Source organism: Candidatus Thiodubiliella endoseptemdiera (genome assembly GCF_964212635.1).
In the GTDB taxonomy this organism is placed as follows: domain Bacteria; phylum Pseudomonadota; class Gammaproteobacteria; order PS1; family Pseudothioglobaceae; genus Thiodubiliella; species Thiodubiliella endoseptemdiera.
On sequence record NZ_OZ156463.1, the window covers coordinates 1,472,664 to 1,499,012 of the forward strand.

At 37.4% G+C, this 26,349-nt stretch carries 33 protein-coding genes; 13 read left to right on the forward strand and 20 right to left on the reverse strand.

The annotated features are described in order from the left end of the window. The first annotated feature begins 4 nt into the window (after positions 1-4). Genes recQ through AB8525_RS08105 form a run of 8 tightly spaced genes read left to right on the forward strand, consistent with a single transcriptional unit; the run spans position 5 to position 7,433 of the window. Complete coding sequence (recQ, locus tag AB8525_RS08070) at positions 5-2,155, forward strand: DNA helicase RecQ (RefSeq protein ID WP_369177292.1); 2,151 nt, start codon at positions 5-7, stop codon at positions 2,153-2,155. Next, positions 2,152-2,982, forward strand: a complete 831-nt coding sequence (locus AB8525_RS08075; RefSeq protein WP_369177294.1) for a DNA ligase — start codon at positions 2,152-2,154, stop codon at positions 2,980-2,982. The genes recQ and AB8525_RS08075 overlap by 4 nt, the downstream gene beginning before the upstream one ends. A gap of 42 nt (positions 2,983-3,024) precedes the next feature. Beyond that, entirely contained in the window at positions 3,025-3,759 is a 735-nt protein-coding gene (dapB, locus tag AB8525_RS08080) for a 4-hydroxy-tetrahydrodipicolinate reductase (protein WP_369177296.1), read from the forward strand. Then, the gene (locus AB8525_RS08085; RefSeq protein ID WP_369177298.1) at positions 3,759-4,058 is read left to right on the forward strand and encodes a YciI family protein; all 300 of its coding nucleotides are present in this window, start codon (positions 3,759-3,761) and stop codon (positions 4,056-4,058) included. The genes dapB and AB8525_RS08085 overlap by 1 nt, the downstream gene beginning before the upstream one ends. Beyond that, positions 4,055-4,762: an MBL fold metallo-hydrolase gene (locus AB8525_RS08090; protein WP_369177300.1), complete on the forward strand. Its 708-nt coding sequence runs from the start codon at positions 4,055-4,057 to the stop codon at positions 4,760-4,762. Before AB8525_RS08085 ends, AB8525_RS08090 begins: the two co-directional genes overlap by 4 nt. Then, on the forward strand, positions 4,755-5,012 hold the full coding sequence (locus tag AB8525_RS08095; RefSeq protein ID WP_369177302.1) for a hypothetical protein: 258 nt from the start codon (positions 4,755-4,757) through the stop codon (positions 5,010-5,012). Before AB8525_RS08090 ends, AB8525_RS08095 begins: the two co-directional genes overlap by 8 nt. Further along, positions 5,002-6,252 (forward strand): TlpA family protein disulfide reductase, encoded by a 1,251-nt coding sequence (locus tag AB8525_RS08100; RefSeq protein ID WP_369177303.1) that lies wholly within the window; start codon positions 5,002-5,004, stop codon positions 6,250-6,252. The genes AB8525_RS08095 and AB8525_RS08100 overlap by 11 nt, the downstream gene beginning before the upstream one ends. Further along, positions 6,249-7,433, forward strand: coding sequence for an NAD(P)/FAD-dependent oxidoreductase (locus AB8525_RS08105; protein ID WP_369177305.1), 1,185 nt, complete (start codon positions 6,249-6,251; stop codon positions 7,431-7,433). Before AB8525_RS08100 ends, AB8525_RS08105 begins: the two co-directional genes overlap by 4 nt. Positions 7,434-7,475: 42 nt before the next feature. Here the strand turns inward: AB8525_RS08105 and AB8525_RS08110 are convergent, their stop codons facing one another. The 5 genes from AB8525_RS08110 to AB8525_RS08130 form a co-directional block, all read right to left on the reverse strand. Beyond that, positions 7,476-7,664 carry a hypothetical protein gene (locus AB8525_RS08110; protein WP_369177307.1) on the reverse strand — a complete coding sequence of 63 codons (189 nt, stop codon included), beginning with the start codon at positions 7,662-7,664 and terminating at the stop codon, positions 7,476-7,478. Positions 7,665-7,708: 44 nt separating this feature from the next. Continuing rightward, positions 7,709-9,040: a glutathione-disulfide reductase gene (gene gorA / locus AB8525_RS08115; protein WP_369150755.1), complete on the reverse strand. Its 1,332-nt coding sequence runs from the start codon at positions 9,038-9,040 to the stop codon at positions 7,709-7,711. A gap of 57 nt (positions 9,041-9,097) precedes the next feature. Then, the gene (locus AB8525_RS08120; protein ID WP_369150756.1) at positions 9,098-9,382 is read right to left on the reverse strand and encodes an encapsulin-associated ferritin-like protein; all 285 of its coding nucleotides are present in this window, start codon (positions 9,380-9,382) and stop codon (positions 9,098-9,100) included. 220 nt (positions 9,383-9,602) lie between these two features. Next, positions 9,603-10,784: an SGNH/GDSL hydrolase family protein gene (locus AB8525_RS08125; protein WP_369177309.1), complete on the reverse strand. Its 1,182-nt coding sequence runs from the start codon at positions 10,782-10,784 to the stop codon at positions 9,603-9,605. A 91-nt stretch (positions 10,785-10,875) separates the two neighbouring features. Next, positions 10,876-11,568, reverse strand: coding sequence for a transposase (locus AB8525_RS08130; protein WP_369177311.1), 693 nt, complete (start codon positions 11,566-11,568; stop codon positions 10,876-10,878). 108 nt (positions 11,569-11,676) lie between these two features. Here AB8525_RS08130 and AB8525_RS08135 point away from each other — a divergent pair, with 108 nt between their 5' ends. Beyond that, positions 11,677-12,426, forward strand: coding sequence for an IS3 family transposase (locus AB8525_RS08135; RefSeq protein ID WP_369177313.1), 750 nt, complete (start codon positions 11,677-11,679; stop codon positions 12,424-12,426). Between the two features lie 126 nt (positions 12,427-12,552). Here the strand turns inward: AB8525_RS08135 and AB8525_RS08140 are convergent, their stop codons facing one another. Then, on the reverse strand, positions 12,553-12,984 hold the full coding sequence (locus AB8525_RS08140) for a hypothetical protein (protein WP_369177315.1): 432 nt from the start codon (positions 12,982-12,984) through the stop codon (positions 12,553-12,555). Positions 12,985-13,042: 58 nt separating this feature from the next. Here AB8525_RS08140 and AB8525_RS08145 point away from each other — a divergent pair, with 58 nt between their 5' ends. After that, the gene (locus tag AB8525_RS08145; RefSeq protein ID WP_369151068.1) at positions 13,043-13,192 is read left to right on the forward strand and encodes a hypothetical protein; all 150 of its coding nucleotides are present in this window, start codon (positions 13,043-13,045) and stop codon (positions 13,190-13,192) included. 238 nt (positions 13,193-13,430) lie between these two features. On the opposite strand, the gene AB8525_RS08150 is transcribed toward AB8525_RS08145, so the two are convergent. From AB8525_RS08150 to AB8525_RS08175, 6 genes are all read right to left on the reverse strand, one after another. After that, positions 13,431-13,979: an NAD(P)H-dependent oxidoreductase gene (locus tag AB8525_RS08150; RefSeq protein ID WP_369177317.1), complete on the reverse strand. Its 549-nt coding sequence runs from the start codon at positions 13,977-13,979 to the stop codon at positions 13,431-13,433. A gap of 407 nt (positions 13,980-14,386) precedes the next feature. After that, positions 14,387-15,040, reverse strand: a complete 654-nt coding sequence (locus tag AB8525_RS08155) for a nitroreductase family protein (RefSeq protein ID WP_369177319.1) — start codon at positions 15,038-15,040, stop codon at positions 14,387-14,389. Between the two features lie 13 nt (positions 15,041-15,053). Continuing rightward, positions 15,054-15,431: a YbhB/YbcL family Raf kinase inhibitor-like protein gene (locus tag AB8525_RS08160; protein WP_369177321.1), complete on the reverse strand. Its 378-nt coding sequence runs from the start codon at positions 15,429-15,431 to the stop codon at positions 15,054-15,056. Further along, the gene (locus tag AB8525_RS08165; RefSeq protein WP_369177322.1) at positions 15,410-15,562 is read right to left on the reverse strand and encodes a hypothetical protein; all 153 of its coding nucleotides are present in this window, start codon (positions 15,560-15,562) and stop codon (positions 15,410-15,412) included. Before AB8525_RS08165 ends, AB8525_RS08160 begins: the two co-directional genes overlap by 22 nt. Before the next feature lie 2 nt (positions 15,563-15,564). After that, a complete protein-coding gene (locus AB8525_RS08170) occupies positions 15,565-16,257 on the reverse strand; it encodes an ester cyclase (RefSeq protein ID WP_369177323.1) in 693 nt (230 codons plus the stop codon). Next, a complete protein-coding gene (locus AB8525_RS08175; protein WP_369177325.1) occupies positions 16,254-16,409 on the reverse strand; it encodes a hypothetical protein in 156 nt (51 codons plus the stop codon). Before AB8525_RS08175 ends, AB8525_RS08170 begins: the two co-directional genes overlap by 4 nt. Before the next feature lie 127 nt (positions 16,410-16,536). Here AB8525_RS08175 and AB8525_RS08180 point away from each other — a divergent pair, with 127 nt between their 5' ends. Beyond that, positions 16,537-16,869 carry a winged helix-turn-helix transcriptional regulator gene (locus tag AB8525_RS08180; RefSeq protein WP_369150795.1) on the forward strand — a complete coding sequence of 111 codons (333 nt, stop codon included), beginning with the start codon at positions 16,537-16,539 and terminating at the stop codon, positions 16,867-16,869. Here the strand turns inward: AB8525_RS08180 and prfB are convergent. The 3 genes from prfB to AB8525_RS08195 form a co-directional block, all read right to left on the reverse strand. Next, a complete protein-coding gene (gene prfB, locus AB8525_RS08185) occupies positions 16,864-17,958 on the reverse strand; it encodes a peptide chain release factor 2 (protein WP_369177327.1) in 1,095 nt (364 codons plus the stop codon). The genes AB8525_RS08180 and prfB overlap by 6 nt on opposite strands. 72 nt (positions 17,959-18,030) lie before the next feature. Next, complete coding sequence (gene rpsO / locus AB8525_RS08190; RefSeq protein ID WP_369150797.1) at positions 18,031-18,291, reverse strand: 30S ribosomal protein S15; 261 nt, start codon at positions 18,289-18,291, stop codon at positions 18,031-18,033. Between the two features lie 70 nt (positions 18,292-18,361). Further along, the gene (locus tag AB8525_RS08195; RefSeq protein ID WP_369177329.1) at positions 18,362-19,258 is read right to left on the reverse strand and encodes a lysophospholipid acyltransferase family protein; all 897 of its coding nucleotides are present in this window, start codon (positions 19,256-19,258) and stop codon (positions 18,362-18,364) included. A gap of 40 nt (positions 19,259-19,298) precedes the next feature. Here AB8525_RS08195 and dnaG point away from each other — a divergent pair, with 40 nt between their 5' ends. Then, a complete protein-coding gene (gene dnaG / locus AB8525_RS08200; RefSeq protein WP_369177331.1) occupies positions 19,299-21,113 on the forward strand; it encodes a DNA primase in 1,815 nt (604 codons plus the stop codon). Positions 21,114-21,317: 204 nt separating this feature from the next. On the opposite strand, the gene AB8525_RS08205 is transcribed toward dnaG, so the two are convergent. The 5 genes from AB8525_RS08205 to AB8525_RS08225 are packed head-to-tail and all read right to left on the reverse strand — an operon-like array spanning position 21,318 to position 24,956. Further along, positions 21,318-23,126, reverse strand: a complete 1,809-nt coding sequence (locus tag AB8525_RS08205; RefSeq protein WP_369177332.1) for a peptidoglycan D,D-transpeptidase FtsI family protein — start codon at positions 23,124-23,126, stop codon at positions 21,318-21,320. Further along, positions 23,123-23,392: a cell division protein FtsL gene (locus AB8525_RS08210; RefSeq protein WP_369150805.1), complete on the reverse strand. Its 270-nt coding sequence runs from the start codon at positions 23,390-23,392 to the stop codon at positions 23,123-23,125. The genes AB8525_RS08205 and AB8525_RS08210 overlap by 4 nt, the downstream gene beginning before the upstream one ends. Continuing rightward, positions 23,386-24,291, reverse strand: a complete 906-nt coding sequence (gene rsmH, locus AB8525_RS08215; protein WP_369177334.1) for a 16S rRNA (cytosine(1402)-N(4))-methyltransferase RsmH — start codon at positions 24,289-24,291, stop codon at positions 23,386-23,388. Before rsmH ends, AB8525_RS08210 begins: the two co-directional genes overlap by 7 nt. A gap of 23 nt (positions 24,292-24,314) precedes the next feature. Beyond that, positions 24,315-24,767: a division/cell wall cluster transcriptional repressor MraZ gene (gene mraZ / locus AB8525_RS08220; RefSeq protein ID WP_369177336.1), complete on the reverse strand. Its 453-nt coding sequence runs from the start codon at positions 24,765-24,767 to the stop codon at positions 24,315-24,317. A gap of 9 nt (positions 24,768-24,776) precedes the next feature. After that, positions 24,777-24,956 (reverse strand): hypothetical protein, encoded by a 180-nt coding sequence (locus tag AB8525_RS08225; RefSeq protein WP_369150812.1) that lies wholly within the window; start codon positions 24,954-24,956, stop codon positions 24,777-24,779. A 139-nt stretch (positions 24,957-25,095) separates the two neighbouring features. Between AB8525_RS08225 and AB8525_RS08230 the strand changes: the two genes are divergently transcribed. Further along, positions 25,096-26,316, forward strand: coding sequence for a malic enzyme-like NAD(P)-binding protein (locus AB8525_RS08230; protein WP_369177338.1), 1,221 nt, complete (start codon positions 25,096-25,098; stop codon positions 26,314-26,316). Positions 26,317-26,349 lie beyond the last annotated feature (33 nt).

Genomic DNA, 26,349 nt, shown 5'->3' on the forward strand with positions numbered 1-26,349 from the left:
AATTATGCCTGATAAACATCAAATCCTACGCAATACTTTTGGGTTTGATGGTTTTCGTCCACTACAAGAAGTGGTTGTTGACAAAATTTTTAATCGTGAAGATGTTTTATTAATCCTGCCGACAGGGGGTGGTAAATCGCTGTGTTACCAATTGCCAGGTTTACTAATGGATGGCGTTGTGGTTGTGGTTTCGCCTTTATTGGCATTGATGCAGGACCAAGTGCATGGCTTGACAGCCAAGGGTATTCGGGCGGTGATGATGTCGTCATTGCAAAGTCATGAAGAAAATAATCAGGCGGAGGCTGGCTTAAAAAAGGGTGAAATAAAATTTGTTTTTGTCGCACCAGAACGATTGCAAAACAGCTATTTTTTACAGTTTTTAAGCACCCTCAATATTGCTTTTTTTGCTGTTGATGAAGCCCATTGTGTGAGTGAATGGGGACATGAATTTCGCTCAGATTACCGTCAATTAGGCTTGTTAAAAACCCATTTTCCCGATATCGGTGTCGCTGCTTTTACCGCAACAGCAACCACACAAGTGGAAAAAGACATTGTTCATCAATTACAGTTTAAAGACAGTAATATTATTCGTGGCAAAATTTTTAGAGATAATTTATTTATCAATGTCAAACCACGACAAGGAAATGGGCAATTACAATTGATGGATTTTTTGCAAAATCATCAAAATGAACAAGGTATTATTTACACCCTTTCACGCAAAAATACGGAAACACTCAGTGCTTTTTTAAGAAAACAAGGTTTAAAAGCATGCGCCTACCACGCAGGCTTATCAGCAGAAGAACGCCATCAGGCGTTTAATGAGTTTGTGAATGATGATATTGATATTATGGTTGCCACTATCGCTTTCGGTATGGGGATTGACAAAAGTAATATTCGTTTTGTCGTGCATATGTCAATCCCAAAAACCATGGAAGCCTATTACCAAGAAATGGGCAGGGCAGGCAGAGATGGATTACCAAGTGAAGTTCTACTGCTTTATTCCACAGGAGATTTGGGCTTGTTAGGGCGTTTTATTGCTGATATCGAAGACGAAACTTATCGAAGTGCCGCTTATCATAAACTCAGTTTAATTAAAAAATACGCTTTTTCTGAAGGTTGCCGACATCAAGCATTAAGTCATTATTTTGACGATGAAATGCTAGCGTGCAAAACCCAATGTGATAATTGCCTAAACCCTGATGTTGAACGCAGTGATATTAGCGAGCAGGCGAAAATGTTTTTATCGACGGTTTATCGCACCGAACAGCGATTTGGGCAAGGGCATATTGTGGATGTTTTATTGGGTTCGCAAAACCAAAAAGTCTTAAATAGCGAGCATCAAAAATTGTCTGTTTATGGCGTTGGCAGTGGCATCAGCAGAGCAGAATGGAAAGTTATTGGCGACCGTTTGTTAGAAATAGATGCGTTAACAATAGGTGAATTTAAAGGGTTGAAATTAACGAATTTAGCGATGCAAATTATGAAGTCTGAGCAGGCGGTTGATATTCGCACGAGTAATTTACAAACGCAAAGCAAGGTATTAAAACCTAAGAAAATTGCAAAGCAAGAATATGAAGTTGACGCAGAAATTTTTGAAAAATTAAGAGCATTAAGAGCAGAAATCGCCCAAGAAGAAGGCATGCCCGCTTACATCATTTTTGACAACAAAACATTGACAGAAATGGCACATTTTTTGCCAGATAATGAAGCCAGTTTATTGCAAATTAACGGCGTTGGAAAAATAAAAATTGAAAAATATGGCAAGCGTTTTTTAACATTATTAGCAACATTGAGAACAGAAGATTTTCAAGAACCCGTGCAAAATTTGGTGCAAGAGGCGTCTGTTACTAAAGTTGAGCAATCCAACAAAATACACCCCACTTATCAAACAACTTTAAATCTCATTGAGCAAGATTTACCCATAGCAGAAATCGCCCAACAACGCGCATTAGCGCTCCCCACAATCTTAGGGCATATCAATAAATTGGTCGCAGAAGGGATGCTTGAGGACGCAAAAAGACAGCAACTTTTTGACACAGTTGTTATCGATGAAAAGGTCAAAAACTGGATTTCGCAAGGCATTGAGCAGTTGGGTTCTGTCGATGAAGCACACCATCAATTATCAATTTTTAAGCAACTCAATCAAAACCAATGAAAATTAAAACACTATTATTCTTACTCTTTTCTTCTTGTTTGGTTTTTGCAGAAAAACCCGATTTATTTCTTCTCAAAACCTACAACGAAAAACTGGATGTTGTCGGTTGGGTAATGAGTGAAAAATTGGATGGTATTAGAGGATTTTGGGATGGGGAAAAGTTAATCAGTCGGGGTGGTGTTATTCTCAATCCGCCGAAATCATGGACAGCTAATTTTCCAAATTTTGCCATTGATGGCGAACTTTGGACCAAGCGTGCAGACTTTGAAGGGGTGTCGTCAATTGTTAGGCGAAAAAAACCCGACAGTCGCTGGCAAAAAGTCAGTTTTAATATTTTTGAAGTGCCAAATCAAAAGGGTGGAATCTTGCAACGCTTAAAAGTTTTGCAAGATTATTTGCAACAACATCCCAGTAAAACCATTAGAATTATTCAACAAATACCTGTGAAATCTAAACAACAACTGAACGATTTTTTGAATGAAATCATCAGCAAAAAAGGCGAGGGAATCGTTGTTCGTAATCCAAAAACACTTTATCAAACAGGTCGCTTATCCAGTGCTTTAAAAATCAAAAAATACCAAGATGAAGAATGCACTGTCCTTGAAATATTATCTGGAAAAGGCAAATACAGCAACAAAATGGGTGCACTCAAATGCCAAACAAAAACAGGGAAAATACTTAAAATTGGATCGGGCTTTACCGACCAACAACGCCAAAACCCACCGATAATCGGCAGTGAAATCACTTTCAAATATTACGGGTTGACCAACAATAAAAAATACAAGCACCCTGTATTTTTAAAAATCAAACCAAAGTTGACGCATTGAATTATATATAATTCCGTTATTCACTTATTTAAGAGAGACAAGATGATAAAAATAGCAGTAACTGGTGCATCAGGGCGTATGGGGCAAACCATTATTGAAGCCATTAACCAAAATGAGTGTGTGGAATTAGGCGTGGCGTTTGATAAAGGCGATGATTTAAACGATGCGTTGGATAAATTCGATGTGTTGATTGACTTTACTCGCCCTGCCGCTACCCTCAAATATTTAGAGATTTGTGAACGATCGGGCAAAAAAATGGTGATTGGCACCACAGGTTTTAACGATGATGAATTACAAGTTTTGACAGAAGCATCACAACAAATCCCTATCGTTTTTGCACCAAATATGAGCGTTGGCGTTAATCTTTCGTTGAAATTATTAGAATTGGCATCGCGTGTGATTGGCAACGAATCTGATATTGAAATTGTAGAAGCACATCATCGCCATAAAGTCGATGCACCGTCAGGTACAGCACTTAAAATGGGCGAAGTAGTGGCAAATGCGTTGGGCAGAGATTTGTCCAAGTGCGCTGTATATGGGCGTGAAGGCATTGAAAAACCACGCGACAGAGAAACTATCGGTTTTTCTACTATTCGTGGGGGTGATGTTGTTGGTGAGCATACTGTGAGTTTCTTTATGGAAGGTGAACGAGTTGAAATCACCCACAAAGCATCATCGAGAATGACTTTTGCGAATGGCGCAGTGCGTGCATCGCGTTGGTTGCAGGGTAAATCTGCGGGAATGTATTCAATGCAAGATGTGCTGGAGTTGTCATAATGTTATACGCAATTATTTCGCAAGATGTTGAAAACTCATTACAAAAAAGAATGTCAGTGCGTTCTGAACACATCGAACGCTTAACGATTTTAAAAGATGAAGGGCGTTTGATTTTGGCGGGACCATGCCCTGCGATTGACAACAACGAGCCAGGTGAAGCAGGTTTTACAGGTTCATTAGTCGTGGCAGAATTTGATAACCTTGCAGATGCACAAACTTGGGCAGATGCCGACCCCTATTTAGAATCAGGTGCCTACGCTAATGTGATTGTCAAACCATTTAAAAAAGTATTGCCATGAGTCTGATATTTCGCCCATTATTTGAAAAATTCAGTTCAACTTATACTTATTTATTGGCTGATTTTGAGAGCAAGGAAGCCATTATTATTGATGCTGTGCAAGAAACCAAACAGCGCGATATTGGTTTAATTGAAGAATTAGGTTTAACACTCAAATATATTATTGAAACCCATGTACATGCCGATCATATCACCAGTTCTTGCCCACTAAAAGAGCGATTTTCTGATGCGAAAATCGTATTAGGTGAGGCAAATTCAGTTGCTTGTGCTGATATTTTAATCAAAGAGGGCGACATACTGGCATTCGGCAAATACAAAGTCATGGCAATGTCAACACCAGGGCATACCGATGGCTGTATGTCATATGTTGTTGATGGCAAAGTTTTTACTGGTGATGCGTTGTTGATTAGAAGTTGTGGTCGTTGTGATTTTCAAGGTGGTTCGGCGGACAAATTATTTGACTCAATTCAGAGTTTATTTGCATTACCTGATGAAGCTGCAGTCTATCCTGCACATGATTATGGCGGTAGAACCGTGAGTTCTATTTGGGAAGAAAAAGCCTTTAATGAAATGATTGGTGGCGGGGTTGATAAAGCAGAATTTGTGAGCCGAGTGAATGCGATGAATTTGTCGCTACCAGCAAAAATTCATGTTGCCGTACCAGCAAATCAAGTGTGTGGCGCTAACATTATTTCTGATGGTTAACGGCTACTCATTAGACCCGCACCCACGAGCAAATTTTGCTAAAGAACAATTTGCAGTTGTGCGCATTCCCCGCGTCAAACGCGAAAGAGTGCCAGCAGCAAGTGTTGAAATTGTGGAAGATTTTGAAACAGCAGTCGCACAAGCCAATCCTGAAAATAAATTTTACCCAGCCAAAGTCGTTGGTCCAGCGCGTTCATCGGAAGGCACGATGTTGTATTATTTGATAGACATATACAACTATGAAGCGTAGATTTTACGGCTGGATTTTTATTTTTCTGCCTTTGATTGCTTTTGCAGGACAAGAATTAGAGATTGAACTTGATTCGGGCAATGTGATTAACATTGATGCTTATCACTCAAAAGGCGACATTTTATTTGTCTATCTACCAGCGGGGAAAGGGTTTGGTGAGGGCTATAAAGTTACTGCCAAACAATTAGCAACGAAGGGTTATGATGTGTGGGCGCTTAATTTACATGACAGTTATATGATTCCCAAATATAAAAGTAGTATCAACCGCTTTGATATCGATGATTTAGTTAATTTAATTGTCATTGCCAAAAAGAAATCATTTAAAAATATCGTCTTTGTTGCTACAGGTAGGGGGGCACAATTAGCACTTAAAATCGCCTATCAATGGCAGTTAAAATATCCAAATTCTGATTTTATTAAAGGGCATATTTTTCATTCCCCACACTTGCTTGACGGCAGACCTAGTTTGGGAGGCATGGCAAAATATATTAATATTTCTAAGATGAGTAATTTACCTACCTATATTTTATTGCCACAATTCGGCACAAAATTTATGCGTAGTAAAGAAATTTTAGCCCAACTCAAACAGGGCGGAAGTGCGGTATTTATGCACCATCTAACAGGGGTTGGGTATGGTTTCCATATGAAAAAAGCGAAAGAATTATCAAAACTCAGCATTAAGGCAAAAGCAGGGTTGGCAAATACTTATCATCAAGCAGTGCAGTTAATGAAAACCATCACTGCACCGAAAATATTGTCTCCAAATATTGATATTAACACCAATGCTAAAGTGACTTTTAGCGATTTACTTTTACAAAAATATCATGGTAAACAAAACCTACCTTTAAAGCTCAAAACTCTTGACGGCAAGATAGCACAAATTAACGATTATAAAGGGCAAGTATTGCTGATTAATTTTTGGGCAAGTTGGTGCAATCCTTGTATCAAAGAAATCCCATCTTTGGTGCGTTTGCAACAAAAGTTTAACTCAAAATATTTTAAAATTATCACCATTAATGTTGGTGAGTCACAGCACAAAATTGCAAAATTTGTCAAAAAAATAGGGCTAACATTGCCTATTTTATTAGACGAAAGTGGACAAGCCGTGAAAGAATGGGGCGTGTATGCCTACCCATCTAATTTTCTAATTGATAAAGAGGGTGTCATTCGTTATGGTTATCGCGGGGCGTTGGAATGGGATGACCAGAATGTTATTGACACTGTGCAATCGTTATTGTGAAATACTATGATGTGATTATCATCGGCGCAGGGGCAGCAGGATTGATGTGTGCTGCACATTCTACACAACGAGGACGCACAGTTTTACTTATTGACAAGGCAGACAAAATCGGCAAAAAAATTCTCATCTCAGGCGGTGGTCGCTGCAATTTCACCAACTTGCATATTGACCCCGGGGCTTATATTTCTAACAACCCCCACTTTTGCAAATCTGCATTATCGCGTTATACACAATGGGATTTTATAGCATTTTTAGAAAAGGCAGGATTGCATTGGACTGAAAAAACTTTAGGACAATTATTCTGTAATGAAAAATCAAAAGCCATCTTGGTAATGCTGCTAGAAAATTGTCAAATAGCAGATATACAATGCAACACCCAGATTGAAAATATCACCCATCAAACCCAATACACACTCACCACTAGCCAAGGCGATTTTCAATCAGATTCATTAGTTATTGCCACAGGAGGTGCATCTATCCCCAAAATGGGGGCGACTGATTTTGGCTTACAAATCGCCAAACAATTCGGTCACAATTCTATTAATTTTAAACCTGCATTAGTGCCATTGATTTTCAACCAAACCGACATTGAATATTATTTTAAGGGCTTATCAGGGATTAGCGTTGACGCTGTTGTGGCGTGTAATAATCAAAGTTTTAGAGAAGGGATTTTAATTACACATCGTGGCATCAGTGGTCCTGCTATTTTGCAAATTTCGTCCTATTGGCAAAAAGGCGATAAAATTACCATTAATTTATTACCCGATTTGGACGCAAGTGATTGGCTATTAGCAATGCAAAATACCCACTTAAAAATCCTACTTAAAACCGCTCTAAGTACCTATTTTTCTAAGCGTTTAGCCACTCGTTTAGCTGATACATTAACCGATAAAAATTTAGCCAATACCCCGCTCAATCAAATCAAAAAAACTGATTTATCAGATTTAGGAAAACAGCTCAACCATTGGACATTAGCTCCAAGTGGTACAGAAGGCATGCGTACTGCAGAAGTCTGCGTGGGCGGTGTTGATACCCGAGAACTCTCGTCAAAAACAATGGAATCTAACAAACAACAGGGATTATATTTTATCGGTGAAACTGTTGATGTCACAGGTTGGTTAGGTGGTTATAATTTCCAGTGGGCATGGTCTTCTGGCTGGGTTGCAGGGCAGTATGTTTAAAGAAATACTTAAACACAAAATCTTAAATTTTAAAAAAGCTCCCTATTTCGACAAATTAGAAATAATGCAATTTTTATAAAACCATATGAGACCTTTGCATAAATAGGGATGATTAGCAAAATGACAGATTTTATTAAATTGGAAATTTTTTAAATCCACTCCTAGCAGGGCTAAGGGTGTTTTTAAAAAGTTTGTAATTTGATGAAAGATGGCGTTTTGATGATTATTCATATTTATGCAAAGGTCTCCATATGAGTAATAATATCAAATAGCATTTATCGCATCGTTACCAATTCTTCAGCACTGCTTGGATGAATAGCAACAGTATCATCAAACTGTTTTTTGGTTGCACCCATCTTTATGGCAACTGCAAAACCTTGTAGCATTTCATCGGCACCGTGCCCCATAATATGACAACCGATGACTTTTTCATCATCACCTACACAGACTAATTTTAATGCGGTAGTGGTTTTGTGGTCTAAGAGGGCGTCTGCCATTGGGGTAAATTCTGATTTGTAAACTTTAACTTTGTCAAATTTTTCATTGGCTTCAGTTTCAGTTAAACCAATTGTGCCAATCGGTGGATGTGAAAATACCACGGTGGCAATACTCTTGTAGTCTAAATGTCGGTCAGTCATGTTATTGTAAATTCTATCCGATAATCTTCTACCTGCGGCAATAGCAACAGGGGTAAGAGGAGTACGACCCGTCGCATCACCAAGTGCAAATATACTATCAATATTGGTAGTTTGAAATTTATTCGTTGGGATAAAGCCTCTTTGGTCGCATTTGATTCCTGCATTCTCTAATCCTAAATGCTGAGTCATTGGGTTTCTACCCACTGCCCAAATAATTTCATCAAAACCACCAAACTCACCATGATTGGTGAATAGGGTTTTATCTGCTGATACTTTATCAATCGTTGTACTGTGATGAATGCGGATGCCGTGGGCGGTATAGTCTTTGTCCAAAGCAGTTTGGATCATTGGATCAAAGCCACGCAACAAGGAATCGGCTCTACCAAAAATCTCAACCTCACTGCCGAGTGCATTAAGCACACCTGCTAATTCAACACCAATATACCCGCTACCAATGACAGCGACTTTTTTAGGCAGCGCTTCTAATTCAAAAAACCCATCTGAAGTAATGCCGTATTCTGCCCCCTCAATATGCGGCACAGCAGGTTCACCACCTGGGGAAAGCACGATATGCTCAGCGGTATATTCTTCACCGTTGACAGACACCGTATTTTTATCCACCAATTTGCCAAAGCCATGAATATAATCAATACCGAGTTTCTCTAAATAGCCATCATACCAGTCGGTAATACCTTTGATGTAGTTATCACGACCTTGTTTGAGCTTGTTCCATGAGAAGTTTTTAACCTCAATATCAAAACCAAAACCTTGCGCATTGTTAATCTGTGTGGCAGTATTGGCAGCAAACCACATTACTTTTTTAGGCACACAGCCCACATTCACGCAAGTGCCACCAATGGTTTTCACTTCAATTACTAAGCATTTTTTACCGTATTCTGCTGCACGCTCAACCGCCGACAAACCACCAGAACCTGCACCAATCGCTATCATGTCATAATGTGTTGTCATATTTATATATTCCCTAATCTAAAAACAGTTTGTTAGCCCCTCTAAAATATAGAAAAATTAATGTGCAATCGGTTTCTCAGTAAAAAGATAGTCTTTTAATTCCTTATCAAAAGCACCATCTTTTCGTCTAATCCATTCCAACACCATTGCCGCATGCTCTTTTTCTTCATCACGATTGTGTGCCAAAATTGCCGATAATTCCTCATCTTGACAGGCATCAATGCGCTGATTATACCAATCAATTGCCTCTAATTCCTCCATTAAAGACACGATTGCTTTGTGCATATCTTTGGTTGCTTGAGTTAAGTTTTGTTCTGCTTCGTGATAGCCTTCATTTGCCATGGTTATTCTCCTTGAGACCTTTGCATAAATAGGGATGATTAGCAAAATGACAGATTTTATTAAATTGGAAATTTTTTAAATCCACTCCTAGCAGGGCTAAGGGTGTTTTTAAAAAGTTTGTAATTTGATGAAAGATGGCGTTTTGCTAATCATCCCTATTTATGCAAAGGTCTCAGAAAGAAGTTTACTTGACCTTTGGACTGGTGGGGCGTGTATTCTTTTATTGAGAGAAAAATTTCGAAGTAGTCTGTATCAGTAATTTACCTAATTTTTCATAAACAGCATTAGTGCCATGGACAGAATCATAATAAAAATACTCCCCATTGTCTAGCGCCTGTTGCGTGCAATTGCCAACGAACTTTACATCAAGCTCTTGTTGAATAAATAATTTTTTCCAGTCAATGTATTGATTGGAAATATCGGATACACATGCCTTATGTTTGAGTTGAGAAGGTTTCCAATTATTTTCTAAATTAGAAAGCCATGGCTCAATCGGCAACCATTTGACTTGTTTTTTAGAGAAGTTCTGATGAATGCTTTTACTCAATTCCTCATTAAAGTGTTTAGATAATTCAGATATTAATTGCTCAAAGGGTTTGTTGTAAAAAGCTGGCGCGTTTCCAATATCTGGCAAGCCAGGAATCAGTATTTTTTTTGCACCAAGTATCTGTAATTCATGAATAGAGTTAACTATAATAGGGATTAAATTAGAGACTGCTACTTTTTTATCATACACAGAAAGAGATTGATCTAGAGTAATATTAAAAATATCATTGCCACCTGTCATAATAACAAATAAGGTTTTTTCAATGTCGCTTTTATCCCCATGTTTTTTATATTTTGCAATTTGGTGAGGCAAAGACAATGCATTGAATAACATATTAAAGAATCCATCATAATCAGAGGCAATCGTTGTATTGGCAATTGCATAATTATTGCCATCCAAGGTCGTTGAGTGCACTTTATCAAGTAAAGTTTCAATCAAAAACTCTGCTTCTTTGCGTAAATCACTGTTTTTATCCATTTCTTGAAAGTTACTATTTGATACGATGGCAGCAACAGTATTCGCATATGACTTATTTTTATGAATGCTTGCCTGTATATCAGTATTTGATTTTTTATAATTCCAAGCAGGTGACAAATCAATTTTATAATGTTTGGCTAAATACTCAACTGCTAATAATTTATTGGTAAACGCGCGACCATTATGCGACGATGGTGGCGTAGTCATATGAATGTTTTGGAAGTAAGGTGCATAACTAAAGATTGCAAGAAGATTACCTTGATCAGACAAAGAATCTCCGAATACAACTATAGATTTAGGTGTCAGTGTTTTTGAGCATCCAGTTAATACGAGCACCAATATAAGTAGCCCTGTTTTATTTATTATTTTGAAAATCATAACTTAGTTTATATTTAGGAAGAATAATCAGGGTCAGAGTGTAATTTATTAGAATAATCAGGGTCAAGAATAATCAGGGTCAGAGTGTAATTTATTCAACATTTTTCTTCGGTCTTCCCGCTTTTCTACTACTTACCCTAGCATTATTCAAAACTTCAATTTCTTTGATAAAAACCTCATTACCAAGTGCCAGCCCTTTGTTAATATTTTTCCTGATATTATAAAGTAGTTTATCGTCTATTTCTGTTTTAAACAATTCAATATAAGATGCACTTCTTGCCTTTGCATTATTACCCAATGCCAAATATTCCTGATGTGGCGTAATCAGGTTATTGGCAACACCCAAAGCATTAAAATTATAACTTGACCAACTATACTCACTTGGACTTACTACCATACCTGCACGCACAGGATTAAGTTCAATATAACGATAAACACTCAGTAAATAACGCTCAGATTGTATGATAGATGACTTGTATCGTCCTTCCCAAAGTGTACCTGTACGCTTATAAGTGTGATTAAAATACCCAACATACATTCTGCCTAAAGATTGCATCATTTTACCAATGCCATCACTGGTTTTAGGTGTGCAAAGCAAATGAATATGATTAGTCATAAGTACCCATGCATGGATACTAACGCTGTATTTACCTGAAAAGTCTTTAAGCCATTGTAAGTAGGCTTTCATATCAGTTTCATTTGCAAAACACACCTGTTTGTTATTACCTCGTTGTATGATGTGCTGAGGAATATCTGCTGGAGTTATGCGTTTTAGTCTTGCCATTTTGAAATACAGAATACAAAAGAGAAATATTATTTTAGCGTAAAAATAACACTCTGACCCTAATTATTTCTGACCCTAATTATTTCATATTACACACCGCGTACCAATGTGCGTAAAGATAAAATTAAATCTCATATCACCAAGGTGTTTGAACAAATACCTATTTACGGTGAGAAAAAAGTGCATCAACAACTACTTGAAGACGGTTACAAGGTAAGTTTAAACACAGTGGCTCGTTATCGCCAAGCGTTGGGGTTAAAAGCGGTGTTAGCGGTTAAACAGGTTAATACAGCCATACCAATCAAAGCACATAAAAAATACAGTTATAAGCTTCGAGGTCTTGGTATTAACCACGCTAATCAAGTTTGGAGTACAGACATCACCTACATTAAGATTGCGGGAGGTATGGTGTATATGGCTGCTATTATTGATTGGCATTCCAAGGCTGTTTTATCACACAGAATATCCAACACAATGGATTCACAGTTAGTGATGAGCGTACTCAACGATGCTTTAGAAAAATACCCGCACCCAGAGATATTTAATACCGATCAAGGCAGTCAATACACCAGTGAGGTGCACACCAAGCGACTCAAAAAACTGGGTATTACTATCTCAATGGACGGCAAAGGCAGAGCCACAGATAATATCTGCATTGAACGCTTCTGGAGAAGTGCTAAATGTGAAAGGATTTATTTAAACGAATACCAAACTATCAGTGAGTTAACCACGGATGTAGATGATTATATTGAGTTTTATAATCACCAAAGATTCCATGAAACATTGAAATATAAAAAACCAATGGATGTGTATCAAGAAAGTATAAAATTGAATCAGAAAAAGAAGAGGGCTTCTTAGGGTTTGCTATATAAGAAAATTTAGAAAGTTGTTTGAGGTTTTGGGGTAATGTATAAAATAGTATAAAAAAAAAGAACTAACAACAATCAAAAAGGTTTATTTTTTAAGTTTATAGCAAGTTTTATATTAGCACTTCTTTGTAAGGGTGCCAGCAGATCCAATCCCAGACCCTCCGCCTCCAACAATACTTGCATTATATGAGAGTTCAATTGATTTACCGTCACTATCAACTGTCAAATAAAGTGCGAACTCCCAAGTTAGTCCAACATCTACTGCAATCGTTCCGATTAAAGCATAAGTAGTTACATTGCCTATATCCGTATGTGCTTTTACAGTGTTTACATAAAATACTTGGCTTACATCAAGTAAAGGAAGAAAAATCGTCTTTTTTATAAAACTTATCACTGTGTTGCCATCGCTATCACACCAAGTCCCCTCTAATATAGCTATATAATCTATAGGCTCTATCGCCTCTATCGCTTCTAAAGTAAGAGGCTTGTATGTTTTTATCAAACCCTCAAGTTCCTCTTTATTTGTTATTACTATGTTATTACTCATAATTCACCTTATATTATCATTCTATAATAAATTATATACTAGAGACCTTTGCATAAATATGAATAATCATCAAAACGCCATCTTTCATCAAATTACAAACTTTTTAAAAACACCCTTAGCCCTGCTAGGAGTGGATTTAAAAAATTTCCAATTTAATAAAATCTGTCATTTTGCTAATCATCCCTATTTATGCAAAGGTCTCCACTAATAAATACTCGTAAGGTCTTATCTTATATCGGAGACAGGATATTTACCCACCCAATCCAAGATAGTGCCATCCCTTACCCCATCTGTGTTTGCAAAAAATATTAGTCCCACCCATAGGTTTGATGACTATTTTTTTGTAAATGCAGATGAGGTAAAGGGTTTTGAATTCGTCGGTGGCGCTAGGTTTGTGATTTCTATTTTTGGATTAGGGGTCTCATTATTTTTTGAAAATGGTAGCGTTAAAAATGTGTGTTAAGGTGTTTAATGTAAGCCTTTTTAATCCAATCAGTTTCACCTGCAATCACATTATCTGCATGAAAAGTTGGAAGTTGTTCTCTAATGCTTAAATAATGGTTGGTCATTATTAAGGGTTGTAATAAATCATCAATATGCGGTGCGTTTTTTAGCACAAAGTCTTTACCTAAGTCACTGCTTTTCATGTTTGAAGTGGTAACAATCATAAATTTATTGGCTGGCACTTGACCGCCTTCACCATAGGCATCGGTAATTACAAAAGTTTTTTCATAAAGTAAAACCTCATCAAGCCATTTAACCAGTGGAGCGGGCATATTAAACCACATAATCGGCATAATATAGATAACCACATCTGCCCATAAAAGTTTGTTTAATTCTCTGTCCATATCCAAAGTGTCTTTGGTCACATCGGATATTTTGACCTTATGACTTTTTTCACTCAGAGTTTTATCTGTTAAATAACTTAAAAATCCATTGAGCTGCCCTTTGGCATCAAAAATTGAATGACCTGCGGTTACTAGTAATATTTTCATTTAATTCTCCTAAAATTATAAATTTATAACGAAATCGTTTTCAACAATCAACCCTTTTGGACCTGATACAAATACTTGTCTAATGTTTGTATTGGGGATTCATCAAAAGAATATTTAATTGCTTAAGATGGTTAATGAAATCCTGGTAGCCCTCTCTAGTAAAGGCAATATAATCAAATAAACCATTATTGCTACTATTTTTTGATAAAGAACCTCTAAATTTAGCCTCTCTGCTAAAAATATGAATAATAGGAAGTTGGTTATTTTCTAGTGAATATTGCCAAAATCCTGGAAAAGAAAAAGAAGGTCTAGCGCCTTTTTTAAACCAATAACTTGTATAAAAAATGAAGCAACGGCATCAATATTTTCACACCTCAAGGCAATATGATTAAAGGTTATATTCATTTTTATATCTCAAATAAAACACTTTCTAGGCTACGTCGAGTTTTTGCTAGTTTGGCGTTATAATCTTCGGTGTGTCGATAGCCTATTGCCAGTGCGACTTCACATTGATAACCGCCTAATTCTTTTTTAAATTTTTGATTGACTAAATCAATATCCAACCCCTCTATCGGCGTAGAGTCAATTTTTAAACGCGCCAAAGTATGTAGCGTATTACCCAGTGCTAAATATAGCTGTGCCTTTGTCCAAGTTGAAGTATCGCCGTTTTTACTGGTATTGAGCTCAGCAAAGAAAAATCCACCAAAAGCATCCTCTCTATCTTCGGGTTTGGTTCTGCCGTCTTCAATGCCTTTGTCCACTACTTCGGCATAATTTTCACGGGTATATTTAGGATTGTGAGCGAATAAAATAATGGCAGAACCTTCGCGAATATGCGGCTCATTAAATTCAAATTTATGGGCAAATGTTTGGCTCATTCTTGCCCTAGCCTCTTGGCTTTTTATTACCACAAAACGCCAAGGTTGTGAGTTAATAGACGATGCTGATAAACGCATTGCTTCAAAAATTACCGCAAAATCCTCGGTTGATACTTGCTTGTTGGCGTCATATTTTTTGGTTGAGTGTCGCCAATTTAAGTCTTTTATAATTTGATGAGTCATTATTTTTTCTCCTTTATTTTCTCGGTCCTGCGACAACTGATAGGGTTGTTTTAGCGATTGTGTGTTGATTGATAAAAAATCTAACCAAAGCTGAAGTCGCCCCCGTTGGCGGGGTTAATTTTTCCACATCTAAGGCGTGTAGGGTAAATACATAGTTATGCGTTCTACCTACGGGAGGGCAGGGTCCAAAATAGCCAGGTTTGCCTATATCTGTATTTGCATCTTCTGCACCTTGCGGCAAAAAATCTGGGTTGATACTGCTTGTATTGACAGAGATATTGTAGACCGTCCAATGCCAAAATCCACTGCCCGTTGGTGCGTCTTTGTCATAAAAAGTCATTGCCAAACTTTTAGCATTTTTAGGAACACCTATCCAAGGAGACCTTTGCATAAATAGGGATGATTAGCAAAATGACAGATTTTATTAAATTGGAAATTTTTTAAATTCACTCCTAGCAGGGCTAAGGGTGTTTTTAAAAAGTTTGTAATTTGATGAAAGATGGCGTTTTGATGATTATTCATATTTATGCAAAGGTCTCCCAAGATAAATCAGGTCGCTCATTTGTCCCTGTGCAACCAAAATTATTCCAATATTGATTAGCAGTTATATTTTTACCTTCCTTAATAGCATTGCTACTTAATTCAAATCCTTTAGTTGGCGGATATTTAGTTAATTGATCCGTTAAAGTTTGATTATCCTCAAGGTGCCAATTGGTTTGTATTTTCCCATTTTTAATCGTGTAAATATCAACAGCGCTGAATTTAATTGCTTGACCCTTGCCAATAATATTGTGAAATTTACCCGTAAAGTTACCTGTAAATTCTAAGCGTGAAATAACTTGATTTTTGGCAATTATCATTTCCTTTATTTTTGCACTTAAATTAGGCACAACACCCCTAAACCACTTTGAGGCATTTAAAGGTCCTTGCTTTCCTTGTTTCCTACCTTGAGGAAGATTAAGGTCCATAAAATCATTTGCTAACGCTTGTTTTGCATATTTTTCTATCCCTGTATCCCAAAAGGCAGCATATTTTCTTGCTGTTAATATCATTTGGTTAGCTTGTTGTTTGTCGATGTTTTTATTAATAACCAGTTTTTCTATTTTGGGTAATTGTTCTTTTTCAAATGTAACCTTGTCCTCAAGTGCTAGATTACCACAAGCCGTTAATATAGCTAATGATGAAACCATAGAGATACTTTGTATTATTTTTTTCATTTTTTCCTTGAGACCTTTGCATAAATAGGGATGATTAGCAAAATGACAGATTTTATTAAATTGGAAATTTTTAAATCCACTCCTAGCAGGGCTAAGGGTGTTTTTAAAAAGTTTGTAATTTGATGAAAGATGGCGTTTTGATGATTATTCATATTTATGCAAAGGTCTCTCCTTAATTAAATTTAAAAACGCTATGTTATAATATATAGTATATTATTGTCAAGTAGGCACATAATTGGCATATAGTATCATTTAATATACTAAAGGGAGGGGCGGACTATGAAAAAAAATGAAAAAAGAGGTGAAAATTGCCCTGTAGAGCTAACACTTAGTTTAATTGGTGGAAAATGGAAGGGCGTCATTCTTTATCATCTAATTGATGGTAAAAAAAGATTTGGCGAGTTAAAAAAAATTATGCCAAATATTACACAAAGAATGCTTACCAAGCAATTAAGAGAGCTTGAAAGTGATGGTTTAATTCATCGAAAAGTGTATAAAGTTGTGCCACCTAAGGTTGAGTATAGTTTTACGGAGCAGGGGGAATCACTTAAAAATACGATTTTATCGTTAGAAAAATGGGGTAAAAGTTACCAAAAACAAAGAAAGCTATAATCCCGCTTTTAAACTTGCCTCAATAAATTTATCTAAGTTGCCATCTAAGACATCTTGTGTATTAGATGATTCAACCCCTGTGCGTAGGTCCTTGATGCGAGATTGGTCCAATACATAAGAACGAATTTGATGGCCCCAGCCAATGTCAGATTTAGCGTCTTCGGTTTCTTGATTTTCACTATTGCGTTTTTGCATTTCTAATTCATAAAGTTTGGATTTGAGTTGTTTCATCGCTTGGTCTTTATTGGCATGTTGTGAGCGTCCATCTTGGCATTGCACTACGGTGTTGGTGGGCAAGTGGGTGAGGCGTACAGCCGAATCAGTCTTATTAACATGCTGACCGCCAGCACCACTAGCACGATAGGTGTCAATACGAATGTCGGTTTTTTTGATTTCAATATCAATCTTATCGTCAATCTCGGGCGATACAAATACAGAGCAAAAAGAGGTGTGGCGTTTGCCGTTAGCATTGAAGGGAGATTTGCGTACTAAGCGATGGATACCAATTTCGCTTCTGAGCCAGCCAAAGGCGTATTCTCCTTCAAAATGAATGGTAGCAGATTTAATACCAGCCACTTCGCCAGCTGAAACTTCCATGAGTTTGACTTTAAAACCGTGTTTTTCACCCCAGCGCAAATACATTCGTAGCACCATCTCTGCCCAGTCTTGGGCTTCTGTACCACCTGAGCCAGATTGAATATCCAAGTAAGCGTAGTTCATATCCAGTTTGCCACTGAACATTCTTTGGAATTCTAACTTCGCAATGGAAATTTCAATTGTTTCCAAATCAGTAATCACACTGTTAGCAGTGTCTTCATCATTTTCAGATTGTGCCATATCTAGCAGTTCTTTAGCATCTTCTAAAATCGCATCTGCGTTATTAAAAGTCTGGCAAATCGATTCTAAGGTTGATTTTTCTTTGCCGAGTGCTTGTGCCACTTCTGGATTAGACCAAACATTAGGGTTTTCCATTTCTAATAGCACTTCTTCAAGACGACCACGCTTTTCTTCTAAATTAAGATGCTGAGACAAAGCAGTGGAACGCTGAATTAAATCGTTAATTTTTTGATAAGTGGGAGAGAGTTCCATAAGGGTATTTTAACGAAAATTAGGCACAAAAAAGCCCCAAAAATGGGGCTTTTTTTATTTCTTACTAAGGAATTATTTTCTAAGACCTAAGCGAGAAATTAAATCTGAATAAGCAGGAGCATTATTACCTCTGAGGTAAGTCAATAATTTTTTGCGCTGAGAAACTAAATGCAATAAACCTCTTCTTGAGTGGTGGTCCTTTTTGTGTGTTTTAAAATGCTCAGTTAAATGCTTAATGCGAGCCGTTAATAAGGCGACTTGAACATTAGTAGAACCCGTATCGCCTTCCGCAGTTTGATATTCTTTGATGATTGCTTGTGTATCAATTGACATAATAATGTTTCTTTTGCTAAAAATATAAAAGAGGCAATTATACGCTAATTGAATTTAGGTTGATACTCTTTTAGTAAAAACTCTCTTCACTATTCGGGCGACTTTTAAAACGACGATGAATCCACAAATATTGTTCGGGTGCTTGTAGTATTTGTTGCTCTAATATTTGATTGGTAGTTGTGGCGTTTTCTGTGTCATTTGCTGTTGGATAATTTTCTATTGCATAAGAAAAATTCAATTCATAGCCCAATTTTTTACGCGAGAAAGTGAGCGGAATAACCACAGTGTTATCAATCTTTGCTAATTTTGCGGTAGCATTAATGGTGGCAGTTTGTATGCCAAAAAATGGGACAAACACCGAACGCTTTTTACCTAAATCTTGATCGGGCGCATACCAAATAGGCAGTCCTGATTTGAGTATTTTGATTAACGCTCTTGAATCATTGGCTTTAATCATCGTTGAGCCATGTTTGATAAATTGCTGTGTCATTTCCGCATCAAATAATGCGTTATTTTGCGGACGATAAACATCGGCAAATTCAAAATTTTGCAGCAACATCCTGCCTGCTAACATCATCGTAGTGAAATGCCCCACTAATAAAATTACCTTCTTTTTCTGTGCCAAAGCTTCTTCTAAAATATGGGCATTATTGATGTTATATCGCTGTTTGAGTTTGGTGCTGTCTAAATAAAAGCAGTTAGAAGATTCAAAAAAAGCGATACCAATAGACTCAAAATGTTGTTTGGTTAATTGTTTAACCTCAGTTTGATTTTTATCAGGAAAGCAACGAGTAATATTAATTAATGCAATCCGTCTAAATTTGCCCAATACCCGATACAGAATACGCCCCATCACTTTTCCCATTGCCACTTGCGTTTTAAATGAAAGTCGTGCACCTAATTTCATTAAAGAAATTAAAATCCAAGTTGGGATAAATTTAGGATGATAAAAAGTTTGTTTTTTCATTAAAATGGTTTTTTTATTCTATTTTATTTAGGTTAAAAATTTGCCTTACATCAATCAAAATTTTCTTAACGATTTACCCAATCAAATTGACATTGTTGATTTGATTAGTAAACGCTTGACGCTCAAAAAAATGGGCAGTGGCTATCGTGGACCTTGCCCATTTCACGGAGGTAAAAATAACAACTTTTCTGTTGATAGTCAAAAGCAATTATATCACTGTTTCAAATGCGGTGAGAGTGGCGGTGCAATTAAGTTCATAGAAAAATATGAAAACGCCAGTTTTGTGGAAGCCGTTGAAACCATTGCCAATGAATTTGGACTCAAAATTGAATATGATAAAAGTGGCAAGCCTGCCGACCCTAGTTTAGAACGCTATCGTGCGTTATCTGAAAAAGTTAGCGAGTTTTATCAGCAACAATTGAAAAGCTCACTTGCCAAAACCAAAGCCGTCAATTACGCAAAAGAACGCGGTATTAGTGGCGAAATTGCCAGGCGTTTTGGCTTAGGTTTTGCTACGCCAGGTAATAAAGATTTGCTAACGAACTTTGAAAATACTGAGCAAGATGTTACCGATTTAAAAGCATTGGGATTGGTCAAAACTGGCGAATATGGCGACTACGATTTTTTCCATGACCGCTTAATGTTCCCCATTCAAAACAGCAGAGGCAATGTGATTGCCTTTGGTGGTAGGGCATTTGATAAAAACGTAAAAGCAAAATACCTCAACTCACAAGAAAGCCCAATTTTCTTTAAATCAAAAGAACTTTACGGGCTACATCACGCCCGTAAATACTCACGCACAATGGACTACATTTTAGTAGTCGAAGGCTATATGGATGTAGTTGCACTGCACGAAGAAGGTATCACCAAAGTAGTGGCAACCTTAGGCACGGCCACCAGCCCCGACCACCTACAAATATTAGCCCGCACCACCAAAACCATTGTTTTCTGCTTTGACGGCGACGACGCAGGACGATCTGCCGCCTGGAAAGCCCTGAAAATTGCCCTGCCGATAATTAAATCGGGTTTACTGATTAAATTTTTATTCCTACCCGATGGTGAAGACCCAGATACTCTGGTGAAAAAAGAATCGGCAAGCAACTTTGAAAAACGCATTGAAAAAGCACAAACACTCTCAAAATTCCTATTTGATCACATCAAAGCAAAAGCAGAAGTTGACTTTAACACCATTGAAGGCAAAACTTTATTCCTAGAAAAAGTTTCAATATTGATTACTCAAGTCACTTACGATGTTTACCAACAACAACTTATTGAAGGTGTCGCACAGGAAGTAGGACAAAGTGTTGAGCAAGTTCAAATCGTCTTTGACAGGCAAGCAGAAAATATACAAATGCAAGCACCAGTTGAAATGGACTACGAACCTTCAATGCCAGATTTTGAAGGAGATTACTCCGATTTTAGCCCCGCTCCGAAAGAAAATAAATCGGTTAAAGCCTCAATGGCAAAAATGATTAGCCTGCTATTGAATTACCCATCACTTTCCGACGGCACCGTTGAAGTGCGAGTACGCAATATTGAAAAATCAGAAGTATTATTAGAGTTAGTACGCTCAGCCGAAATTGACGAAGACATCACCCAAGAAGATTTAATCAAACCCTTTAAATCCAAGCAAGGCGTCTATAAACGCCTACAAGAGCTTTGCGTACTCACCCCCCATTTAAGCGAAAACCAAGCTCGAGACGAATTCCAATCCGCCCTAAATACAGCCGAAAAATCCCAAGCAAGTGCAAAAGTAAAAAGTTCAATATCAAACGCCAACACCTTAGAGGCACAACGACTTGTGATGGAAGGCATTCAGAAAAGCAAAGTTAAAAATAAGTGTTCTATCAAGTAAATTGTAAAGTTTATAGATTACTTTATGAGACCTTTGCATAAATATGAATAATCATCAAAACGCCATCTTTCATCAAATTACAAACTTTTTAAAAACACCCTTAGCCCTGCTAGGAGTGGATTTAAAAAATTTACAATTTAATAAAATCTGTCATTTTGCTAATCATCCCTATTTATGCAAAGGTCTCTATATCTTAATAAAACCTTATTTCTTAGCCAAAATTTTGATAGATTGGTCGCTGTTTAGGATATTTTGCATGGCGTCTTTGAATACCATTGCTGCAGAGTTGGAGCCTTCGCAGGAGATTTTTATTTTTGGATTGTAGTAGGCATAGCATTTTTTTGGATGGTCGAGCCTGACAACCATAATATATTTTGGATTTTTGACGGGGACAAAGCCAGCGAAGAAAGTGCGTTTTGCACCGTCTTTGTTGTATTTTCCATCAACTACCATTTCTGCAGTGCCTGTTTTTCCAGCAATATTGTAGCCCTTGATTCTTGCACGGTAACCAGAGCCTTTGAGCGATACAACTGCATCAAGTAAATTGGCAATTTTATGAGTTGATTCTTTACTAAAAACTTGTCTTTTCTCTTCGTAGGAACTGACGCCTTTGACTAATTTGAGCGGGGGAATATTACCATCATTGGCAAAAACTAAATAGGCTCGAGCGAGTTGTGCCAAATTGGCTTGCATTGGACCATAGCCGTAAGACAAAGTGCGTTTGGCTGCAGTTGACCATGAATTTGGAGGTCTTAAAGTGCCGGGAGTTTCAATGCTGGGGATGAGTCCGAGCGGGCGACCAAAACCTAATTTGTCCCAAGTAGTATACATATCTTCTTTGGTTAATCGTTCAGAGACATTGACGGTGCCAAGATTGTGGGATTTTTGCAAAATCTTTTTTATAGTCATCTGAAAATATTTACCATCGGGCTTAATGTGACCAATACGCTTGCTAACATCAATTTTTTCATCATCAGTGGCAGTAATTTTCCCTTTATCTAATGCCAAAAGCATAGTGAATGGCTTCATGGTTGAACCAGGCTCAATTTTGTCTGACAGTACATGGTTGCGATAATTTTCTGCGTGGTAAACAGTTTTATCATTTGGGTCATCGGCAGGGTAGTTGGCGAGTGCCAAAATTTCACCATCTTGATTGAGGATTATGGCAGAGCCAGAACCAGCTTCGTGTTTTTCAACGGATTTTTTGACGGCAGCGTAGGTGTGGAATTGGATATTAGAGTCAATGGTTAGGGTGATGTCATTGCCATGTTTGAGTTCTGTTTTTACCACGGGACTAAAATATTCTGTTGGCGAAGTGTGATTAAAATGCATAGTTTTAATCCCATTTTGCCCAGCAAGTACTGGTTCAAATTCACCTTCAAGTCCAGAAACTCCTATTCTTTTGTGATTGACGCGACCAATCAACGGGGCTAATGAAGCGGATTTTGGATAGTATCTGCGGGTGTCTGTTTGCAGTCTGACACCATGTATATTTTCGTCTTTGCAGACTTTTTTTTGTTTTTTATTGGTTTTGCAAATTTTTAATTTGGCCTTTTTCAGTTTTTCCAATTTTTTGAGAATTGGGCTGTTGAGCCAAATATTTTTTTGAAGTATTAAATTTTTTCTGCCTGCCTGCCTGCTCAATTTTTGCTCAATTTTTGCTCGCAGTTCTATTTCTGACATTTCTAACGCTTTAGCGAGTTTTGGGATAAAGATAGGTTGAATTTGGGTTGAATCAAGGTTTACCTTTTTCAAAATCAAACTGCTGGCAAGTATTTCACCATTTCTATCTAAAATGTTACCACGACGGGCGGTGGATTTAAATTCTTTATACGCTTGTTTGTCGCCTCTTTCTTGTAAAGTAATATTGCCAGCATCTAATTGGTGAATGCTAATAATTCGGTAACCAAAACCGCAGATAAGTATAATAAAAACCCATTGGACAATGCTTTGTCGGCTTGAATAATGCTGTGTTCTAGAAATTTGGAAAAGTGCTTTGAATTTGGCTGTCATAGAGTTAGTTCTCTCACTTTGGTGGGGAGATGCATACGCAATTGGCTAGTAGCCTTTGTTTGAATTTTGCTACCGCTTGTTTGTTCAAAATATTCACTCAGCAGCTGTTTTTGTTTTGCGATGATTGCTTGATTAGTTTTTTGCACAGAGTTAGTGATTTTGAAAAGTACACGACTTTGATGGTGCCAAAAAATTGTTAAAAAAGACAAGACAACAATGGACAAAGCAAGTAATATACTAACACGATTAAGGGTTATTTTTAGCATATAAGTGTCTTTTCAGCGATGCGTAATATTGCACTTCTTGAACGACGGCTGTTGTCAATTTCTTTTGTACTGGCAAAACTTTTCCCTAAATCTTTGAGTGGCATTTTCTCAGTTTCGTTATTCATAATTGGTAAACCTTTGGGTAATTGCCTTTGCTTGGATTTTTTTTGAATGAATTGTTTGACGATACGGTCTTCGATGGAATGAAAAGTGATAATTGACAGGCGACCTTTGGGGGCAAGAATGTCAAGTGTTTGTTCGAGTGTGTCGGAAAGTTGTTCGAGTTCTTGATTGATAAAAATACGAATAGCTTGAAAAGTACGGGTAGCAGGGTGTTTGTTTTTTTTTGTTTTAACAACGCTTGCGACGATATTGGCAAGTTGTAGGGTAGTTTCTAGGGGGGTTTCTGCTTGAAATTGTTTGATGGCACTGGCAATGTGTCGGCTTCTGCGTTCTTCGCCAAATTGGTAAATGACATTGGCAATCTCAGTTTCATTCGTGGTTGCGAGCCACTCAGATGCACTGATACCAACGGTTTGGTCCATTCTCATATCCAAAGGACCCTCGGCGTTAAAACTAAAACCGCGTTCTGCATTGTCAAGTTGCGGTGATGAAACGCCAAGGTCCATTAAAATACCGTTGATTTTTCCGAGTTGATTCTTTTTGCTAAGAATTGTACGCATATTGGCAAAAGGACTGTGAATCACTTCCAATCGTGCATCGTTAAAATATTGTTGGGCATAATCAATGGCGGTAATGTCTTGGTCGAAAGCGATAACTTTGCCGTCGTCACCTAATTGATCCAAAATGCCTTGTGTGTGTCCACCCCTGCCAAAAGTGGCGTCTATATAAATGCCATTATTTTTGATTGCTAAGCCTTTGATAGACTCATTAAACATCACTGATTGGTGATGGTTACTGGTCACAATGACAACTGACTAACCTCATCTGGGATGGATTCTTCTTTGCTGAGTGAGTCGAGATTGGCGAGTTGTTTATGCCACGCATTTTCATCCCATAATTCAAAATTATGCCCTTGTCCACTCATAATTATTTTTTTGTCAATTTCTGCGTATCCCCTAAGTGTAGCAGGGATAAGAATACGCGATGCATTGTCTAACTCGCAGTCGGTTGCGTGACCGATGAGTTTGCGTTTTAGGCGTTTGGTGTGGACATTGAGAGATGGCAGGGCACTGACTTTTTCTTCAAGTATCAACCATTCTTGTAAAGGATAAAGCAATAAACATGCATCATCTGGGTGAATACTGAGTACCATCTTGCCCGCACAAAGTTTGTTAATTTGCATTTGGTGACGCGTTGGGATTTTTAATCTTCCTTTGACATCAATTGCTAAATTATGAACCCCACGAAACATAACTCAATATTAATGCTGTTGTAAATATTTCTGGTAAGTTGCTATTGCACCAAGAATGAGAGTAACAATACCAATAACAAGAAAGGGTTTTAAATTATTAGTTTGTGCCTGTTGGCTACCCATTAATGCTAATGAGCTTAGTGAAACAGTAGACAAAATCCCAATAATAATTGATTTTTTTAGTTGCATAGCCCCCCTTTTTTTTATGTATAAATAAACATTATATACCACTTTATTCCACTTTTTAACACTTTTATTATTAACTTTACATAAGTCGCTATCTTGTATAATTTTTTGCGTTTTATCATTATTAAATAAGTGTCAATATATGAGTTCAGAATTACATCAAGCAGCATTGGATTATCACAAGGGCAATCGACCAGGAAAATTGATTGTCACTTCGCATAAATCTCTGGAAACTAAAGAGGATTTGTCATTGGCTTATACGCCAGGGGTGGCGGCACCTGTTAGGGAAATTGTTAAAAATCCAGAATTGGTGAATGACTATACAATTAAATCTAATTTAGTGGCAGTGATATCAGATGGTTCTGCGGTATTGGGTTTAGGAAATGTTGGGCCTTTGGCGTCAAAGCCAGTGATGGAAGGTAAGGCAGTCTTGTTCAAAAAGTTTGCAGATGTGGATGTATTTGACATTGAAGTGGATACGCAAGAGGTGGATGAATTTGTGCAAACAGTGAAAAATATTGCCCCAACTTTTGGTGGAATTAATTTGGAAGATATTTCTGCACCGCGTTGTTTTGAAATTGAAAAGCAACTAATTGAAGCGCTAGATATTCCTGTTTTTCATGATGACCAACATGGGACGGCAATTATTATTGCCGCTGGACTTTTAAATGCATTAGAAATTCAAGGGAAAACCTTGGAAAATATTACACTTACTTGCCTTGGTGCAGGTGCGGCAGGTATTGCAACACTTAATTTGTTATGTGAATTAGGTTTTAAAAAATCTAATATTTTATTGGTGGATTCTAAGGGCGTGGTAACGCCAAATAGAAAGAATTTAAGTCAAGAAAAATCGGCTTATGCAAATGATTTAGGCAAGCAAACTTTGGCAGAGGCGATGCAAGACTGTGATGTTTTTGTGGGCGTAGCCTCGGCAAATTTAGTGTCTAAGAAGATGGTAAAATCAATGGCGGATAATCCGATTGTTTTTGCCTTATCAAATCCTGACCCTGAAATTTCCCCTGTAGATGCCAATTCGGTACGCAATGATTTGATTATGGCAACGGGACGCAGTGATTATCCAAACCAAGTTAATAATGTTTTGGGTTTTCCTTTTATTTTTAGAGGGGCGTTAGATGCAAAAGCGAAAGAGATAAATATAGAAATGAAAATTGCCGCTGTACACGCGCTTAAAGACTTGGCAAAACTTGATGTCCCGCAGGAAGTTTTAGAAGTTTATAATGTTGATGCCATTAGTTTTGGTAAGGATTACATTATCCCAAAACCATTTGACAAAAGATTAATTTCTGTCGTGCCAAAAGCTGTGTTTGATGCGGCGGTTTTGAGCGGTGTTTCACGCCTTTGATTCCGAGTGTATTTATTTCATAAAAAAACTTGT

Coding starts and splice junctions, on each gene's coding strand:
- AB8525_RS08205 (WP_369177332.1), bottom strand. CDS start 23,126: ATGACAGCCAAATTCAAAGCACTTTTCCAAATTTCTAGAACACAGCAT.
- AB8525_RS08095 (WP_369177302.1), top strand. CDS start 4,755: ATGGTTAACGGCTACTCATTAGACCCGCACCCACGAGCAAATTTTGCT.
- prfB (WP_369177327.1), bottom strand. CDS start 17,958: ATGGAACTCTCTCCCACTTATCAAAAAATTAACGATTTAATTCAGCGT.
- rsmH (WP_369177334.1), bottom strand. CDS start 24,291: ATGTTTAATGAGTCTATCAAAGGCTTAGCAATCAAAAATAATGGCATT.
- dapB (WP_369177296.1), top strand. CDS start 3,025: ATGATAAAAATAGCAGTAACTGGTGCATCAGGGCGTATGGGGCAAACC.
- AB8525_RS08150 (WP_369177317.1), bottom strand. CDS start 13,979: ATGAAAATATTACTAGTAACCGCAGGTCATTCAATTTTTGATGCCAAA.
- AB8525_RS08175 (WP_369177325.1), bottom strand. CDS start 16,409: ATGAATAATCATCAAAACGCCATCTTTCATCAAATTACAAACTTTTTA.
- AB8525_RS08120 (WP_369150756.1), bottom strand. CDS start 9,382: ATGGCAAATGAAGGCTATCACGAAGCAGAACAAAACTTAACTCAAGCA.
- recQ (WP_369177292.1), top strand. CDS start 5: ATGCCTGATAAACATCAAATCCTACGCAATACTTTTGGGTTTGATGGT.
- AB8525_RS08085 (WP_369177298.1), top strand. CDS start 3,759: ATGTTATACGCAATTATTTCGCAAGATGTTGAAAACTCATTACAAAAA.
- AB8525_RS08170 (WP_369177323.1), bottom strand. CDS start 16,257: ATGAAAAAAATAATACAAAGTATCTCTATGGTTTCATCATTAGCTATA.
- mraZ (WP_369177336.1), bottom strand. CDS start 24,767: ATGTTTCGTGGGGTTCATAATTTAGCAATTGATGTCAAAGGAAGATTA.
- AB8525_RS08090 (WP_369177300.1), top strand. CDS start 4,055: ATGAGTCTGATATTTCGCCCATTATTTGAAAAATTCAGTTCAACTTAT.
- AB8525_RS08180 (WP_369150795.1), top strand. CDS start 16,537: ATGAAAAAAAATGAAAAAAGAGGTGAAAATTGCCCTGTAGAGCTAACA.
- AB8525_RS08125 (WP_369177309.1), bottom strand. CDS start 10,784: ATGATTTTCAAAATAATAAATAAAACAGGGCTACTTATATTGGTGCTC.
- AB8525_RS08230 (WP_369177338.1), top strand. CDS start 25,096: ATGAGTTCAGAATTACATCAAGCAGCATTGGATTATCACAAGGGCAAT.
- AB8525_RS08145 (WP_369151068.1), top strand. CDS start 13,043: ATGAATAATCATCAAAACGCCATCTTTCATCAAATTACAAACTTTTTA.
- AB8525_RS08155 (WP_369177319.1), bottom strand. CDS start 15,040: ATGACTCATCAAATTATAAAAGACTTAAATTGGCGACACTCAACCAAA.
- rpsO (WP_369150797.1), bottom strand. CDS start 18,291: ATGTCAATTGATACACAAGCAATCATCAAAGAATATCAAACTGCGGAA.
- AB8525_RS08075 (WP_369177294.1), top strand. CDS start 2,152: ATGAAAATTAAAACACTATTATTCTTACTCTTTTCTTCTTGTTTGGTT.
- gorA (WP_369150755.1), bottom strand. CDS start 9,040: ATGACAACACATTATGACATGATAGCGATTGGTGCAGGTTCTGGTGGT.
- AB8525_RS08225 (WP_369150812.1), bottom strand. CDS start 24,956: ATGCAACTAAAAAAATCAATTATTATTGGGATTTTGTCTACTGTTTCA.
- AB8525_RS08140 (WP_369177315.1), bottom strand. CDS start 12,984: ATGAGTAATAACATAGTAATAACAAATAAAGAGGAACTTGAGGGTTTG.
- AB8525_RS08160 (WP_369177321.1), bottom strand. CDS start 15,431: ATGCAAAGGTCTCCTTGGATAGGTGTTCCTAAAAATGCTAAAAGTTTG.
- AB8525_RS08195 (WP_369177329.1), bottom strand. CDS start 19,258: ATGAAAAAACAAACTTTTTATCATCCTAAATTTATCCCAACTTGGATT.
- AB8525_RS08165 (WP_369177322.1), bottom strand. CDS start 15,562: ATGAATAATCATCAAAACGCCATCTTTCATCAAATTACAAACTTTTTA.
- AB8525_RS08110 (WP_369177307.1), bottom strand. CDS start 7,664: ATGAATAATCATCAAAACGCCATCTTTCATCAAATTACAAACTTTTTA.
- AB8525_RS08100 (WP_369177303.1), top strand. CDS start 5,002: ATGAAGCGTAGATTTTACGGCTGGATTTTTATTTTTCTGCCTTTGATT.
- AB8525_RS08210 (WP_369150805.1), bottom strand. CDS start 23,392: ATGCTAAAAATAACCCTTAATCGTGTTAGTATATTACTTGCTTTGTCC.
- AB8525_RS08130 (WP_369177311.1), bottom strand. CDS start 11,568: ATGGCAAGACTAAAACGCATAACTCCAGCAGATATTCCTCAGCACATC.